Below are 14961 nucleotides of genomic sequence, written 5' to 3'. Positions count from 1 at the left end.
ATGCTCCCGCCCACCATCGCACGCCGCCCCTGGCAGTCCACCCGTCGCCTGCGACGGGTGGAGGTGGACGTGCCCACCGACGTGCCGTCCACCGAGGCGATCTTCCTGGTGCTGCGCCGGATGCGCTTCCCCTTGATCGTGCTGATCGTGATCTTCTCGCTCAGCTCGCTGGGGTTGGCGCTGATCCCCGGGCAGGACGACAACGGGCAGCCCTACCGGATGAGCCTGTTCGACGCCTTCTACTTCATCAGCTACACCGCCATGACCATCGGCTATGGCGAGCTGAACTACACCTTCACCACCTCCCAGCGGATGTGGGTCACGCTGACCATCTACGCGTCGGTGGTCGCCTGGGCCTATGTCTTCGGCTCGCTGTTCGCGCTGCTGCAGGAGCCCGCCTTCCGCAGTGCGGTGAACATGCAGCGCTTCCGCAGCAAGGTGAAGGGCATCCACGAGCCCTTCCTGCTCCTGGTGGGCTACGGCCAGGCGGGCCGCACACTGGCCAATGCGCTGGACCACTCCGGCCGTCGGTTGGTCGTGATCGACGAGGATCCGGAACGGATCGACATCCTCACCACCGACCAGCTGGCCAGCGACGTGCCCGCCATCCAGGGCGATCCACGCAATCCCTCACAGCTGGGGCTGGCGGGCCTGGGGCATCCGATGTGCGAGGGCGTCATCGCGATGACCGACAAGGACGAGATGAACCTGGCCGTGGTGATGGCCGCGGATCTGCTGCGCCCTGAGGTTCCGGTGATCACCCGCTGCTCCGAGCGCGCCAACCTGGCCCGGATGGAGGACTTCACGCCGCAGGCCGTCATCAACCCCTATGACCGTTACGGCACCTACCTGGTGATGCAGCTCAACCGTCCGGCCACCCACCAGATGAGCTCCTGGCTGATGAGTGAGCCCGGCACCGAGATGCCACCCCTGCACGACCAGCTGTCGCGGGGCCGGTGGATGGTCAGTGCCGACGGCCGCTTCGGCCGCGAGGTGGCCCTGGACCTGCGCAATGCCGGGCTGGAGGTGATCGAGGTCTCACCGGAGGACGGCATGCCGGACTTCACCGACATCGTGGGCTTCGTCGCCGGCGTCGAGAGCGACACCACCAACCTGTCGATGGCCGCCCATGCGCGGCTGGTGAACCCGGAGATCTACCTCTCGGTGCGGCAGAAGTCGATCCACACCACCAGCCTGCTGCGCGCCTTCGAGCCGGACAGCGTGTTCATCGCGACGGATCTGGTGGCCTTCGAAACCCTTGCCCGGCTGGAGTCCCCGCTCTACTGGGGGTTCGTGGAGCATGTCCAGCAGATGAGCAATGACGAGGCCATGGCGCTGCGGGAGCGGATCACCGATCGGCTGGAGGAGTGGTGCCCGATCCCCCGTCGGGTCGTCCTGATCCCCCACCAGGCACCGGCCGTCTGCCGCTGGCTGGAGCGCGGCCACAAGGTGACCCTCCATGACCTGCTGCGCGACCCCGACGACCGCAATGAGCACATCCAGGCGATCGCCTACATGCACAAGCGTGGCGAGTGGATCAACTACCTGCCCGACGACGACGTCGAGCTGGAGATCGGCGACGAGATCGGCCTGCTCTGCCGCAATCGGGGAATCACCCAGCTGAACGACACCCTGTTCAGCGATGCCTCGGTGGAATACCTGTGCACGGCCCACGAGGTGCCCAGCACCTGGGTCTGGCGGATGCTGAAGGGCCGCCACTCCCACTGATCCAGCCCAATCTTTCACACGGAGGACGCCGTGCAATAGGCGTATGCTGGCCCCATGTGTGAGTACTGCGGCTGCCGTTCCATCGATCTCATCGGGCGATTCTCCGAGGAGCACTACAGCGTCGTCGACCGGCTGGGTGACTTCGGCCGCGCCGTCGCGACGGGTGATCTGGACAAGATCGGCCACGCCGGCACCGATCTGGCCAACCTGCTGTGGCCGCACACCAAGGCCGAGGAGGCCGGGCTATTCCACGAGATGCGCAAGGACCCCGACTTCGCGCCCACCATCGACTCGCTGTGCGACGAACACGCCAGCCTGGACGAGCAACTCGAGCGGATCATCGACGGTGGCCTGGCCGAGTACCCCGCCTTCGAGAAGGCGCTGCGCAACCACATCGACCACGAGGAGAACGGCCTGTTCCCCGCCGCGGCGGTGAGCATCGACGGCCCCACCTGGGAGACGATCAACCAGCTCACCCACGACTTCGACCACGAGGCGGGAATCGACCACAGCCACGACGGCCAGCACGGCGAGGGCCTCGGGGAGCGGGCGCACCCCACACCCCACCACCACTGACGTCGCCCCTGCCCGCCCCACGACCAGGCTGCCCCGGGCCACAGCCCCCCGAAACACTCCCGACACATCCGGGGGCTAGGCTCTTCGCGTTCACCGCACAATCCCTGGCAGGAGATCCACATGCACAAGATCGGTTTTGACCGCGACCGCTACCTGGAACTCCAGTCCCAGCACATCGACGAGCGTCGCAAGCAGTTCGGCGGCAAGCTCTACCTGGAATTTGGCGGCAAGCTCTTCGACGACATGCACGCCTCCCGGGTGCTGCCCGGCTTCACGCCGGACAACAAGATCGAAATGCTCAAGACCATGGCCGACGACGCCGAGGTGGTGATGGTGGTCTCCGCCAAGGATCTGGCCAAGGTGCGGGCCGATCTGGGGATCACCTACGAGGACGACGTCCTGCGCCTGATCGATGCCTTCCGCAGTTATGACCTGCTGGTCTCCAGCGTCGTGATGAGCCATTGGAGCGACGACAACCGCGGCGCCAAGGCTTTCAAGCGCAAGCTGGAGCGGCTCGGCCTCAAGGTCTACCGCCACCACCTGATCAAGGGCTACCCCAATGACGTCGCGCACGTGGTGAGCGACCAGGGCTATGGCAAGAACGAATATGTCGAGACCGAGCGGGATCTGGTGGTGGTCACCGCGCCGGGCCCGGGCAGCGGCAAGATGGCCACCTGCCTCAGCCAGCTCTTCCACGACCACAAGCGCGGCATCCCGTCGGGCTATGCCAAGTACGAGACCTTCCCGATCTGGAACCTGCCGCTGGACCACCCGGTCAACGTCGCCTACGAGGCCGCGACGGTGGACCTGGACGACGTCAACATGATCGACCCCTTCCATCTGGCCGCCTACGGCGAGCAGACGGTCAACTACAACCGCGACGTCGAGGTCTTCCCCGTCCTCAACCGGCTGTTCGAGCAGCTGCTGGGGCAGTCGCCGTACAAGTCCCCCACGGACATGGGCGTCAACATGGCCGGCAAGGCGATCAGCGACGACGAGGCCTGCCGCGAGGCCTCCAAGCAGGAGGTGATCCGACGCTGGTACAAGGCCCTGGTGCAGGAACGCCGGGACGAGCTGGATTCCACCCTCAGCGACCGGGTGGCGCTGCTGATGAGCCAGCTGGGGATCGAGGGCACCGACCGGCCCGTCGTGAAGCCCGCGCTCGAGCTGGCCAGGAAGACCAAGGCCCCCGCGGCCGCCGTCGAGCTGCCCGACGGCCGGATCATCACCGGCAAGACCTCACCGCTGTTGGGCGCCTGCTCCGCCATGCTGCTCGATGCGCTCAAGGCCCTGGCCGGGATCGACCCCGAGGTGAAGCTGTTGGCCACCGAGACGATCGAGCCCATCCAGACCCTGAAGACCCAGCACCTGGGCAGCAAGAACCCCCGGCTGCACACCGACGAGGTGCTGATCGCGCTCAGCGTCAGTGCCAATTCCGACGAGAATGCCCGTCGCGCCCTGGCCGAGCTCAGCCAGCTGCGCGGTTGTGATGTGCACACCACCACCATCCTGGGCAGCGTCGACGAGGGAATCTTCCGCAATCTGGGCGTGCACGTGACCAGCGAGCCGGTCTTCCAGAGCAAAGGGTTGTACCGGAAGCGCTGATCGGGCCTGGGTCGGTCTTGGGGTGCTGTGGTGGGGGTTCCAGCGTCCCCTCACTCTTCTGCCCTTCGGTGCAGTCCCTGCCTGATTGGGTTTCAAGCATCCCAGCGCTTTCACCCCCACCACAGCACCCCAAGACCTCCGCAGCAGCACCGCTCTGCCTCGTCGCGCCGGGAGTCCCGCGTCCTTATGTGGTCGGGACGCCGGGGCCCTGGGTGCGGCTGCAGAGTTTCCAGTCGAGCACCAGGGTGCCGGTGCGGCCGGTGACCTCGATCACCGACGGCTTGCGGCCGATCGCCGTCCAGTCGCTCCGCAGCCGGGCGTAGTCGGTCTCCAGCGCGACCCCGTCGACCACGAAGGGGCCACCCCAGGTAAGCCGGTGGTCGTGGTTGGGAGTTGTCCAGACCAGGGTGTCACGGGTGTGCTCCAGGGTGCAGCGCTTGAGGTAGTCGACGAAGTGATGCAGGGATCCGAAGTCGGAGCGGTCGGCCACCATCACCGCCCAACCGGTGACCAGGCCGCGCTGCACCAACTCCGACTCAGTGGTCATCTCGATCCGGTTCAGCGCCATCGCCCCGAAGTAGGAATCCTCCCGGCGGCCGGCGACGATCTTCTCGCTCAGCTTGGTCTCGTCGAACCTGGCGGCGGGGAAGTACAGGTGGCTCAGCTCGTGCCGCTGACCCTCCAGATAACCGCGTCGGGCGCGCAGGTCGTACAGCGCCACCAGCACATTGCGCATTTGCGCCACGTCGGGGCGGATGCCATTGCCCACCCAGCCCGACGGGGTGGCCGGGCGCGCGTCGGTGCCCAGCATGGTGGAGCCGGGGTGGGTGGAGAAGACGTGGATCTGGCCGGGCAGCGCCGCCACCCAGACGTTCTCCTGGTCACCGAAGCTGCCGGGCTGGTAGTGCTGCGCGCTGCTGAGCAGGTAGTGCGGCGTGCGGTAGGTCTGCACGTCGGCCCGGTTCAGCGCCGTGCCCTGGGTGACCGGGTTGAGCGACCTGACCAGGGCAGAGAGCACCCGTCGCGACGGCACCTTGCGGAAGGGTGCCAGCGGCGCCAGGTAGCTGTTGCCGTCCAGGTGCAGCCGGTCCAACGCCTCCATCGTGATCCCGATCGACTCCGACGTGGTGAAGGCCTCCATCCCCCAGTACAGGTTCAGCAGGGCGTCGCGCCGGTAGCTGGCCCCCGACGGTGTGTGGTGCGCCACCTCGAAGCGCGCCTCGTGCACATTCAGGCCATGCGAGCTGGTGATCAGGTGATCGGCCTGGGCGAAGGCGATCTCCCGCACCACCTGCGGGATCCGGTAGCGCCGCCGGGCCAGGAAGATCGACGTGTACAGGCTGGGCTCGAAGCTGGGGCGGTTGCGAGAGAAGGCGCTGGCGGCGATCGGTTCGATCTCGGAGCGCTCCGGGAAGGCCTTCGACAGGGCCTCGACCCGGCCGGACGACGCGACGAAATTCCCCTCGAAGCGGTGCAGCGCCACGTCGAGCAGCAACAGGTCCAACAGCATCGACGCGCGGGTGGTGAGCTCCTGGTCCTGGCAGTGCTCCACCAGCAGGGTCAGCGCCGAGATCTTGATGGCGTGGAAGGTAGGCGAGAGCCATTCGCTGAAGCCGTGCCGGAAGCGGTTTGCCAGCCACTCCACCAGCCGGCGACGCGCACGTTCGGCCTTCTGCTGGCCGGTGCGGCCGTCATTGCGGAAGGTGCGCTCCGCGAAGTGCTGCCCGGCCAGGTATTCACAGACGGAGAAGACCACCTGGTGGCTCTCGCTCCAGTGACACATCGAGTCGTCGCCGCGCTCGTCCATCCAGTAACGGAAACCCAGTACCCGGTACTCGATCCCTTCGCGCAGCACGTCGGGCAGGGCGTCGCCGCCGTCCAGCAGCAGCGCCAGCACCACCATCAACCGGTGGTCGGCCAGGTCGACCCGTTCGTCAATCTGGTTGAGGTATTCCTCCAACCACTCCGCGTCGTGGATGCCGTCGGCAATGGCGTGCGCGACGGCGGCATATCCGGTGGCATGCTCGCCGCTGGATGGACCGACCACCGGTGGCAGGCTCATTGCACTCCTCGTCGACTCCATCGGCAACCGGTCCGCGACCCTTGGTCCGCAAGCGTTGCCAAGTTGAGATTTTCCACCAACAACGGGTCAGGCCACATCCCCCTGGAGTGGGATCTGGACGGCTCCTCGGCTGACGCCAGCCTAGTTGCTCGTGGTGACGCCGACACCCTCAAGGATGCAGGCTGGAATCCGCCGCGCCCTGCCACCAGCCGGTGAAGCGCACCACCAGCCCGGCCCGGGTCGGGGCGCAGACCATGGGCCCGGCGGCCAGATCGACGTCGCTGGGGATCGGCACCACCCGGACCAGGCGGAAGTCCTCCCCTTCCACCCGCGCCCGAATGGTCACGGCGTCGCCACTGCGCGAGGCACGGACGGTGACCTCACGGCCGATCCAGTCGGGCACCGCCGCCACCGACCAGTCGGAATGGGGATTGGTCACCACCGCGCCGAGCTGCGGGGTCCCGTCGGCGAACTCCACCCCGGCCTTCACCCACAGGTCATCGGCGCCGGTGAGGAAGATGCCGGCCTGGTCGAACTGTTCCTCGAACTCCGCGAGGAAGCGCACCTCCACCGCGCCCGGATTGGCCATCGGCACCACCAGGGCGTGCTCCGTATCGTGCACGAAGCCGTAGGAGGTGACCCGCCAGACGTCGGAGCCCTCGACCGCCTCGACGCACAGGTCCGTGCCCTCGGGGTGGACGTTGACGGGCGGGTGGGTCCACTGCCCCTGGTCCCAGCCGATGGTGTTCATGCTGCTGTCTGCCATGGCCCCACGTTATCGACCCAGCCCCCAACGCCCTGCCCCACCGGCGATTCCGAGAATCGACCAGCAGAATCACCCCGCTGACCGGCCTCCCGCGGGAGGCCGTCGGAATCCGGAAATCTGGTGGTCACTTTTCGGAAATGGACACGTGATTCAGATGCGGCGTGGTGACCAAGCGGGTCAGCCGGCGGCCACGGCCTGGGCGAACCACCCGGTGATGGTGGTCGGGTGGGTGATGGCGGTGCCCACCACCACGCAGTGCGCCCCGTGACGGATGGCCTGCGCGGCATCGGCCGGGCTGTGGATCCGCCCCTCCACCACCACGGGGCGCTCGGCCACGGCCAGGATCCGGTCGATCTCCTCCCAGTCCGGCCCCGGGGTCTTCTCCCGCTCACCGGAATAGCCCACCAAGGTGGTGCCGATCAGATCCGCCCCGGCCTGCTGCGCGATCAGGGCATCATCGGCGGAACCACAGTCGGCCATCACCAGCACGTCGGGATGGCTCTGGCGCAGCCCAGCCACCGTCTCGGCAAAGCTCAGGCCATCCGGCCGGGGGCGGCGGGTGCCGTCCAGCGCCACCACCTCACAGCCCTGGTCCGCCACCTGGCGGCAACTGGCCAGCGTGGGGGTGATGTAGACGCCGGTGGCTCCCTCCTTCACCAGCCCGATGATCGGCACCTGCAGCACGGCGCGCATGGCGCGCAGGTCCTCCAGCCCCTTGCCGCGAATGGCGGCCGCCCCGCCGGCGACGGCGGCCTGCGCCACCTGGGCCATGGTGCGGGGGTCCAACATCGGCTCACCGGGATAGGCCTGGCAGGACACCACCAGGCGCCCCTTGATCTGTTCCAGCACGTCCATCGTGGTCCTCATCTCGGCTTGTGGTTCATGGTCATGGCGGCCCGGGCCGAGCCCAGGATCGCAGCCTGGGCGCCGAGCCGGGCCGGGAGCAGCTCGACGTCGGCCAGGGCGTCGATCACCTCGGCACGCAGGGTGGCCTCCATCCGCTCCCACCAGGGGCTGGACGGGTCGGCGAAGCCGCCGCCGATCACCACCCGCTCGGGGTCGAGCAGGGTGACCAGGCCGGCGATGGCCCGGCCCAGGGCATCGGCACCGTCCTGCACGGCGCGCAGCGCCAGTGGGTCCGAGGAGATCCGTGCGGCCACCTCGCGCCCGGAGTGGACCGTCGGGTCGCCACCGAGCGCCAGGTATCGGCGCCAGATCCCGGGCCCGGCGGCCAGCGCCTCGAGGTGCCCGTCACGGCCGCACGGGCAACGAAGCCCCTCGGCTCCGGGGACCGGAACGTGAGCGACCTCTCCCGCAACGTGGTGCGCCCCCACCAGGAGCTGGCCGCCCAGGACGGCGGCGCCGCCCACGCCGGTGCCCACGGCCAGCATCAGGAAGGAGTCCACCCCCACCCCGGCGCCGCGCCAGTACTCGCCCAAGGCGTGCGCGTCGACGTCATTGTGCACGGCCAGCGGCACGCCGTCGGCCAGGCCCAGCCGGGAGCGCAGACCGGCCCGCACGTCGGTTCCCTTCCATTCCCGCAGGGTCTCGGTGGCGGAGACCACGATGCCCGCGGCGGCATCCACCGCCCCGGCTGTGCCCACTCCCAGACCGGCGATCGGTTGCCCGTCGGCGGCCCGCAGCGCCGTCTGGGCGATGGCGTCCAGCAGGGCCTCCCGGCCGGCGGACCCGGGCGTGGGGCTGGTGTGCACGGCGCCCAGCGTCCCACCGACCCCAACCTGCGCGGCGGCAATCTTGGTTCCGCCGACGTCGACGCCCAGGAAGACCCTGTTCATGCCGTCAGCCCGACCTCCGCCAGGATCGCCTCGATGGCGGCGACGTCATCGGTGGACAGCTCGTGCAGCGGCCGCGGCATGGTGGCCGACGAGATGATCCCCAGACTGGCCATGGCCTGCTTGAAGGCGCCGATACCACCGGCGTCACCGGAGCGGCCCTGCGGCACGAAGGCGATCTGGAAGAGCTTGAGCAGCCGGTCCTGTTCCGTGCGGCAGGCGGCCCAGTCGCCGGCCTGGGCGGCCCGGTGCAGCCGGACATAGCCGTCGGGGTCCACATTGGCCAGGCCGGGGACGATTCCATCGGCACCCAACAGGTACATCCCGTCGCACATCACCTCATGGCCGCTGAACAGGTCCAGCTCGACGCCGGCGGTGTCGCGGGCGGCCACCAGCATCCGGAAGGCGACGTCGTCGCCGGAGGAGTCCTTGACCCCGGCAACCACTCCCTCCTGGGCCAGCTGCACCAGCAGCGGCGCGGTCAGTTTCGTGTGTACCCGCACCGGCACGTCGTAGGCCATCACGGGCAGTTTGGTGGCGGCCGCCACCATCCGGAAGTGCTCGGCGATCTCGTTGGCGTCGTTCAGCGCGTACAGCGGCGCGGTCACCACGACGGCATCCGCACCGGCGGCCTCGGCGCTGCGGCACTGCTCGATCACCCGGGGTGCGGTCAGGTCGGCGGTGCCGGCCAGCACGGGAACCCGGCCGGCGGCCCGGCCCACCACCCGGTCAATCACCTGCCGACGCTGGTCGTCGGTGAGATAGGCCACCTGCCCGGACGAGCCCAGCACGAACAGGCCGTCGACGCCCGCCGCGATCTGGGCCTCGACCAGCCGGTCGAGGCTGTCCAGGTCCAGCGAGCCGTCGGGCCGCAGCGGGGTGACGAGTGGGGGGATGATGCCGGTGAACATGTTCTACCTTCCAATCAGAGCAGCGCGGGTACGGCACCCAGCAGGGTGCGGGTGTAGTCGTGCTGCGGGTTGTTGAAGAGTTGGTCTGCCGGCCCGGTCTCGACGATTTGGCCGGCATTCATCACCGCCATCCGGTCGGACACGTAGCGCACCGTGGCGATGTCATGGCTGATGAAGACGATCCCGAGCCCGAGCGCCTGCTTCAGGTCGGTGAGCAGGTTCAGCACCTGGGCGCGGACCGAGACGTCGAGGGCGGAGGTCGGTTCGTCGGCGACGATCACGTCGGGGTCCAGGGCCAGGGCCCGGGCGATGGCGACGCGTTGCCGCTGACCGCCGGAGATCTGCCGGGGCAGCACGTCCAGCGCGGAGGTGGGCAGCCCCACCAGGGCGATCAGCTCGCGCACCTTGCGGTCGCGTTCCGCGGCGGAGCCGATGCCGTGCACCACCAGCGGGTCGAGCAGCTGCTCCCGGATCACCATCCGCGGGTTCAGCGCAGTGGCCGGGTCCTGGAAGACGACGGAGACCGCCCGCCCGAGGGTGCGCCGGGCGGCGGCACCATGCCGCAGCGGTTGCCCCCGGAAGAGCACCTCGCCGCTGGTGGGCGGCTGCAGCCCCACCAGCACCCGAGCCAGTGTGGACTTGCCGCAGCCGGACTCGCCGACGATCCCGACGGTCTCGGCGCGCGAGATCCGGAAGTCGACGTTGTTCACGGCATGCACCTGTCCGGGCCGGAAGAGCCCACCGGTGCGGGTGCGGTGGATGACATTGACGCCGCGCAACTCCAGGACCGGCGAGCCGGTACCGGACATCTCCTCGGTGCTCATCGGGTGGCCTCCTCAGCCATTGCTGCGTCCTGTTCCTCGGCGCGCGGGGCGACGACGGACGGCGGACTGTCCGGGCTGGCGTGGCTGGCCCAGGCGTGGTCGGTGCCCGGCACCGTGACCAGCACCGGCCGGCGGTCCCGGCCGATCTCGGGGTGGCTGGAGCGGGGCGAGAAGCGGTCGCCGGGAACGAACTCCCGAGGCGAGGGCACCACGCCGGGCACCTGGTGCAGCCGTCCCTGACCGGACTCGATCGACAGCACGGCGCCCAGCAGGCCTCGGGTGTACTCATGCCGCGGGTCCAGCAGGATCTCCCGGGTGGGGCCGCTCTCCACCACCTGACCGGCGTACATCACGGTGATCTTGTGCGATACCGACGAGACCAGCGCCAGGTCATGGGAGACGAAGACCATGGCGAAGCCGAGCTTCTCCCGCAGGTCGTTCAGCAGGTCGATCACCTGCTTCTGCACGGTCACGTCGAGGGCCGTGGTGGGCTCGTCGGCGATCACCAGCTTGGGATTGCGAGTCAGCGCCATGGCGATCAGAACTCGCTGCCGCTGGCCACCGGAGAGCTCGTGGGGGTAGCTGGCCAGGGTGCGCTGCGGGTCCAGGCCCACCAGTTCCAGCAGCTCCTCGGCGCTGCGCTGCCCGCCGCGGGAGGTGAGCTGCTTGAGCTGGGTGCGGATCAGCATCGACGGGTTGAGCGAGCTGAGCGCGTCCTGGTAGATCATCGCGATCTCGTGTCCGCGCAGGTCATTGTGCTGCTTGGGATTCAGCCCCAGCAGGTCAACCCCGTTGAAGATGATCTGGCCGCTGAGTTCCGCGGAGGCCGGCAGCAGGCCCATGATCGCCATCGAGGTGATCGACTTGCCGCAGCCGGACTCGCCCACCAGGCCCATCGTCTCGCCGGGACGGACGCTGAAGGAGACGTCGTCGACGACGTTGACCTCGCCGTGCGCCTCGGGGAAGCGGATGGACAGGTTGCGCACCTCCAGCAGCGGCGCGGCATTGCCGGTGTAGACCAGACGGTTGTCGCGGGAGCTCTCCAGGGTGGCCAAGGCAGCCAACCGGTCCTCCAGCGGGACGGCCTCGGTGGCCACCTGCGCCAGGGCGGGGGCGACGGCGGCCGTCGAGCCCTCCACCGGATCGTCCAGCCTAACCTTGCGCCGCAGGGTCGGGGAGACCATGGCGTCGGTCATCCCCTCGGAGAGGATGTTCAGCGCCAGCACGGTCAGCAGGATCGCCAGGCCGGGGAACATGGTGGCCCACCAACCGCCCATCTGCAGCAGTTGCTTGCCGTCGGCCAGCACATTGCCCCACGACGGGTTCGGCGGCTTCACGCCGGCATTGATGAAGCTGAGCGAGGCCTCGAAGACGATCGCGTCGGCCACCAGCACGGTGGCGAAGACCAGGATCGGGGCGATGCAGTTTCGGGCGACGTGCTTGAGCAGGATCCGGCTGGTGCCCGAGCCCATCACGCGAGAGGCGCTGACATAGTCCTCACCGAACTGGGCCATCACATTGGCGCGCACCACCCGGGTGAGCTGCGGGGTGTAGAGGAAGGCGATGGCCAGGACCAGCACCGGCAGGGAGCTGCCCCAGACCGCCACGAAGACGGCCGCCAGGGCGATGCCCGGGAAGCTCATGATCACGTCGAGCACGCGCATCAGCAGCTCGGAGACCCACTTGTTGGCGGTAGCGGCAATCGATCCCAGCACCGCGGCGGCGGCCAGGGCCACCAGGGTGGCGGACAGTCCGATCACCAGCGACGCCCGGGCGCCGTAGGCCACCCGGCTGAAGATGTCGCGGCCGATCGCATCGGTGCCGAACCAGTGGGTGCCGTCGGGAGCGCTGGCGGGGGTGTCGGAGGCCAGCGGGTCGAACTGGGCGATCACCGGGGCCAGCACCGCCAGCAGTGCAACCAGGGTGAGCAGGCCCAGGGCGATTCGGGAGCCCAGCGGCAGGGCGCGCAGCCGCAGCCCCGGTTCGCTCAGTTTCTGGGTGAGTTCTCGTCGCATCTCAGACCGTCCTGATTCGCGGGTTGACGAGCACGTAGAGCATGTCCACGAGGATGTTGATGATGATGAAGGCGATCGCCACCGTGAGGGTGACCCCCTGCACCAGGAAGACGTCATTGCGGGTGACGCCGTCCAGGATCAGTTGGCCCATCGCCTGGATGTTGAAGATGATCTCGATGATCACGGCGCCGCCCATTAGGTAGCCGACCCGCAGCCCCAGCACGGTGATCGGGGTGATCAGCGCATTGCGCAGCACATTGCGGGCAATCACCACGTGCTTGGGGATGCCGGCGCCGATCGCGGTGCGGACATAGTCGCGGTCCAGCTCCTCCACCATCGAGGTGCGCACGACGCGGGTCAGCGAACCCGCCACCGGAACGCCCAGAGCGAAGGCCGGCAGGGAGATGTTGTTCAGCCAGATGGCGGGATTCTCGGCGAAGGGCACCCACTGGGAGACCACCGCCGGATAGAGCCCCGCGCCGCCGGGCACGGTGGACAGCCACTGGATCAGCAGGATCGCCAGCCAGAAGGAGGGCGTCGCCAGGCAGGCGATGGAGACCACCCGGATCAACTGGTCCGGCCAGCGGTCCCGGAAGAGGGCGGCCAGTACGCCGAAGAGCAGGGCCAGCACGACGGCGATCACCAGCCCGAGAAGGGTGAGTTGCAGGGTGATCGGGAAGGCCTTGGCGACGAACTGGGTCACCGGGACATTGCCGGCGCTGATCCCCAGGTCACCGTGCAGCAGGTTGCCCAGGAAGTGCAGGTATCGCACCAGGAGGGGGTCGTCAAGGCCGTGCTCGGCGCGGTAGGAGGCCAGCGCCTCGGCCGAGGCGGACTCCCCCAGCGCCAGCCGGGCCGGGTCTGCGGGTGAGAAGGACATCACGAAGAAGACGAGGAAGGTCACGCCCAGCACCATCGCGGGCAGCGCCAGCAGTCGTCGGCCGATCAGTCTCAGCAGTGTGCTCATCAGGTCTTTCCTGCGGGTGGGCCGGGGGCGCCCGTCAGTGACGCCCCCGGCTGGGATGGACTACTTGGACGACGCGACGTCGATGAAGGACAGGCCGGTCAAGGCGATCGGCTTGAAGCCGGGCAGGCTGTCCGCATCGAAGGCGGTGGTCGACTTGCGGTGCATCAGCGGGTAGAGCGGCACCGTCTCGCTGAGCAGGTTGAACACCTTGCCCCAGGTGGCCTTCTGCTCCTCACCGGTCTGCTTGACTGCCTCGTCCAACAGCGCCTGCACCTTGGTGAAGCTCTCCTGACCCTTCCAGTGCATCCGGGAATCGGCCCAGGTGGGGTTGGAGTACCACCAGCGCATCAGCAGGTCCGGGTCCGCCCCGAAGACCGAGGGATCACCGGGAGCGATCACGGCATCGTAGGCGGCGGGCTTGTCGTCGATGGTGTTGTAGACGTCGGGCGACTTCTTCTCCGCGAAGTCGACGGAGATGCCCGCAGCCTCCAGGGCCTCCTTGATCAGCGGCGTGGCCTTCTTCACCCAGCCGTGGTCCGTGCACAGCAGCCGGATCTTCTTCAGCCCGGTCTCCGCGAACAGCTTCTTGGCCTTGTCGGCGTCGAAGGAGTAGACGGTGCTGGCCTTCTGGTAGGCGGGGTGCGCCTCGTCGAGGAAGCTGGTGGCCGGGGTGGCATTGCCCAGGTAGGCGGTCTTGATCACCTTGTCCATGTCGATGGCGTAGAGGAAGGCCTGCCGGTTGCGGACATCCTTGAAGGGCTCGGAGCCGCAGTTGAACATGGCGAAGAGCACGGCGAAGCCCTGCACGGACTCGACGGTGGCCGATCCCTTCAGGGTCTCGATGTTCAGGTCGGGCACCAGGTCCATTGCCTGCACGGCCTTGGAGCTCATCGCATTGGCGCGGGTGGCGTCGTCCGGCATCACCTTCCACACCATCTTGCTGGCCTTGGCCGGTCGGGGGCCGGTGTAGTCGGCGAAGCGCTCGAAGGCCAGTTCCTTGCTGGTGGCCGAGTTGTCGGTCATCTTCCACGGGCCGGTGCCAATCGGCTTCGCGTCGAAGGCCTTGGCGTCCTGGGTGGCTGCCTCGGGGACGATCTTGACCACGGCGAGCCGCTCGTTGACCAGCGAGAAGGCGTGCTTCAGCTTGATCGTGACGGTCTTGTCGTCCTTCTTGGTGACGCCGTCCAGGAAGCCCAGGAATTGCACGTACATGGACTTGTTGGCCGGGTCGAGCACCCGCTGGAAGCTGTGCACCACGTCGTCGACGGTGACGGGGCTGCCGTCATGGAACTTGGCGCCGTCCCGCAGGGTGGCTTCGTAGGTGGTCTCGTCCACCTTCTTGGGCAGTTCCTTGGCCAGGGCGGCGTAGACCTCGCGGGTACCGGTGGGCAGGATCTCGGTGAGGCCCTCCATGGTGTGCCAGTTGGCCGCCAGGGTGAGCGCCGCGGTGGTGGTCATCGGGTCGAAGCCATTGCTGCCCAGCTCGTAGCTGATGGCGGCGGTGATGGTGCCGTCCGCCTTGGCGGAGGCGGCACCCGAGGTGGTGCTCTTGGCGCGGTCAGCGGGCGAGGTTCCGCAGGCAGACAGGCTGCCGGCGAAGGCGATCGCCGCCCCCATGGCACCGGTGAGGCGGAAGAAGTCCCGGCGGGTTCCCGACGGCGAGAAGTCGTTCGTCATTGAAGTCTCCTTAGATATCGGACGTCTGATGTCCGAC

Annotated in this window: 12 protein-coding genes; 3 read left to right on the top strand and 9 right to left on the bottom strand. The window is 68.3% G+C overall.

What is annotated here, in order from left to right; genetic code table 11:
- The 3 genes from AAEX57_RS14600 (at position 1) to AAEX57_RS14590 (ending at position 3909) form a co-directional block, all read left to right on the top strand.
- Positions 1-1728, top strand: a complete 1728-nt coding sequence (locus AAEX57_RS14600) for an NAD-binding protein (RefSeq protein ID WP_342093084.1) — start codon at positions 1-3, stop codon at positions 1726-1728.
- 54 nt (positions 1729-1782) lie between these two features.
- Positions 1783-2304 carry a hemerythrin domain-containing protein gene (locus AAEX57_RS14595; RefSeq protein WP_342093083.1) on the top strand — a complete coding sequence of 174 codons (522 nt, stop codon included), beginning with the start codon at positions 1783-1785 and terminating at the stop codon, positions 2302-2304.
- Between the two features lie 120 nt (positions 2305-2424).
- Complete coding sequence (locus AAEX57_RS14590; RefSeq protein ID WP_342093082.1) at positions 2425-3909, top strand: DUF1846 domain-containing protein; 1485 nt, start codon at positions 2425-2427, stop codon at positions 3907-3909.
- 184 nt (positions 3910-4093) lie between these two features.
- Here the strand turns inward: AAEX57_RS14590 and AAEX57_RS14585 are convergent, their stop codons facing one another.
- The 9 genes from AAEX57_RS14585 to AAEX57_RS14545 all read right to left on the bottom strand — a co-directional run bounded on the left by AAEX57_RS14585 (position 4094) and on the right by AAEX57_RS14545 (position 14924).
- Positions 4094-5971, bottom strand: a complete 1878-nt coding sequence (locus tag AAEX57_RS14585; protein WP_342093081.1) for a hypothetical protein — start codon at positions 5969-5971, stop codon at positions 4094-4096.
- A 169-nt stretch (positions 5972-6140) separates the two neighbouring features.
- Positions 6141-6737: a DUF1349 domain-containing protein gene (locus AAEX57_RS14580; RefSeq protein ID WP_342093080.1), complete on the bottom strand. Its 597-nt coding sequence runs from the start codon at positions 6735-6737 to the stop codon at positions 6141-6143.
- 177 nt (positions 6738-6914) lie between these two features.
- Complete coding sequence (locus AAEX57_RS14575) at positions 6915-7604, bottom strand: N-acetylmannosamine-6-phosphate 2-epimerase (RefSeq protein WP_342093079.1); 690 nt, start codon at positions 7602-7604, stop codon at positions 6915-6917.
- Positions 7601-8533, bottom strand: a complete 933-nt coding sequence (locus AAEX57_RS14570; protein ID WP_342093078.1) for an ROK family protein — start codon at positions 8531-8533, stop codon at positions 7601-7603. Before AAEX57_RS14570 ends, AAEX57_RS14575 begins: the two co-directional genes overlap by 4 nt.
- Entirely contained in the window at positions 8530-9441 is a 912-nt protein-coding gene (locus AAEX57_RS14565; protein ID WP_342093077.1) for a dihydrodipicolinate synthase family protein, read from the bottom strand. The genes AAEX57_RS14570 and AAEX57_RS14565 overlap by 4 nt, the downstream gene beginning before the upstream one ends.
- Positions 9442-9455: 14 nt before the next feature.
- Positions 9456-10265: an ATP-binding cassette domain-containing protein gene (locus AAEX57_RS14560; RefSeq protein WP_342093076.1), complete on the bottom strand. Its 810-nt coding sequence runs from the start codon at positions 10263-10265 to the stop codon at positions 9456-9458.
- Positions 10262-12280 carry a dipeptide/oligopeptide/nickel ABC transporter permease/ATP-binding protein gene (locus tag AAEX57_RS14555; protein ID WP_342093075.1) on the bottom strand — a complete coding sequence of 673 codons (2019 nt, stop codon included), beginning with the start codon at positions 12278-12280 and terminating at the stop codon, positions 10262-10264. Before AAEX57_RS14555 ends, AAEX57_RS14560 begins: the two co-directional genes overlap by 4 nt.
- Position 12281: 1 nt before the next feature.
- Positions 12282-13247, bottom strand: coding sequence for an ABC transporter permease (locus AAEX57_RS14550; RefSeq protein WP_342093074.1), 966 nt, complete (start codon positions 13245-13247; stop codon positions 12282-12284).
- 60 nt (positions 13248-13307) lie between these two features.
- Positions 13308-14924 carry an ABC transporter substrate-binding protein gene (locus AAEX57_RS14545; protein ID WP_342093073.1) on the bottom strand — a complete coding sequence of 539 codons (1617 nt, stop codon included), beginning with the start codon at positions 14922-14924 and terminating at the stop codon, positions 13308-13310.
- Between the last annotated feature and the right edge of the window lie 37 nt (positions 14925-14961).

The sequence above is a fragment of the Luteococcus sp. H91 genome, from assembly GCF_038433135.1.
Lineage (GTDB): Bacteria > Actinomycetota > Actinomycetes > Propionibacteriales > Propionibacteriaceae > Luteococcus.
This window is presented reverse-complemented; position numbering and strand designations above follow the sequence as displayed.

Bases quoted from the DNA above. Each gene is read 5' to 3' on its own strand.
- AAEX57_RS14600 (WP_342093084.1), top strand. From the start codon at position 1: ATGCTCCCGCCCACCATCGCACGCCGCCCCTGGCAGTCCACCCGTCGC.
- AAEX57_RS14595 (WP_342093083.1), top strand. From the start codon at position 1,783: ATGTGTGAGTACTGCGGCTGCCGTTCCATCGATCTCATCGGGCGATTC.
- AAEX57_RS14590 (WP_342093082.1), top strand. From the start codon at position 2,425: ATGCACAAGATCGGTTTTGACCGCGACCGCTACCTGGAACTCCAGTCC.
- AAEX57_RS14585 (WP_342093081.1), bottom strand. From the start codon at position 5,971: ATGAGCCTGCCACCGGTGGTCGGTCCATCCAGCGGCGAGCATGCCACC.
- AAEX57_RS14580 (WP_342093080.1), bottom strand. From the start codon at position 6,737: ATGGCAGACAGCAGCATGAACACCATCGGCTGGGACCAGGGGCAGTGG.
- AAEX57_RS14575 (WP_342093079.1), bottom strand. From the start codon at position 7,604: ATGAGGACCACGATGGACGTGCTGGAACAGATCAAGGGGCGCCTGGTG.
- AAEX57_RS14570 (WP_342093078.1), bottom strand. From the start codon at position 8,533: ATGAACAGGGTCTTCCTGGGCGTCGACGTCGGCGGAACCAAGATTGCC.
- AAEX57_RS14565 (WP_342093077.1), bottom strand. From the start codon at position 9,441: ATGTTCACCGGCATCATCCCCCCACTCGTCACCCCGCTGCGGCCCGAC.
- AAEX57_RS14560 (WP_342093076.1), bottom strand. From the start codon at position 10,265: ATGAGCACCGAGGAGATGTCCGGTACCGGCTCGCCGGTCCTGGAGTTG.
- AAEX57_RS14555 (WP_342093075.1), bottom strand. From the start codon at position 12,280: ATGCGACGAGAACTCACCCAGAAACTGAGCGAACCGGGGCTGCGGCTG.
- AAEX57_RS14550 (WP_342093074.1), bottom strand. From the start codon at position 13,247: ATGAGCACACTGCTGAGACTGATCGGCCGACGACTGCTGGCGCTGCCC.
- AAEX57_RS14545 (WP_342093073.1), bottom strand. From the start codon at position 14,924: ATGACGAACGACTTCTCGCCGTCGGGAACCCGCCGGGACTTCTTCCGC.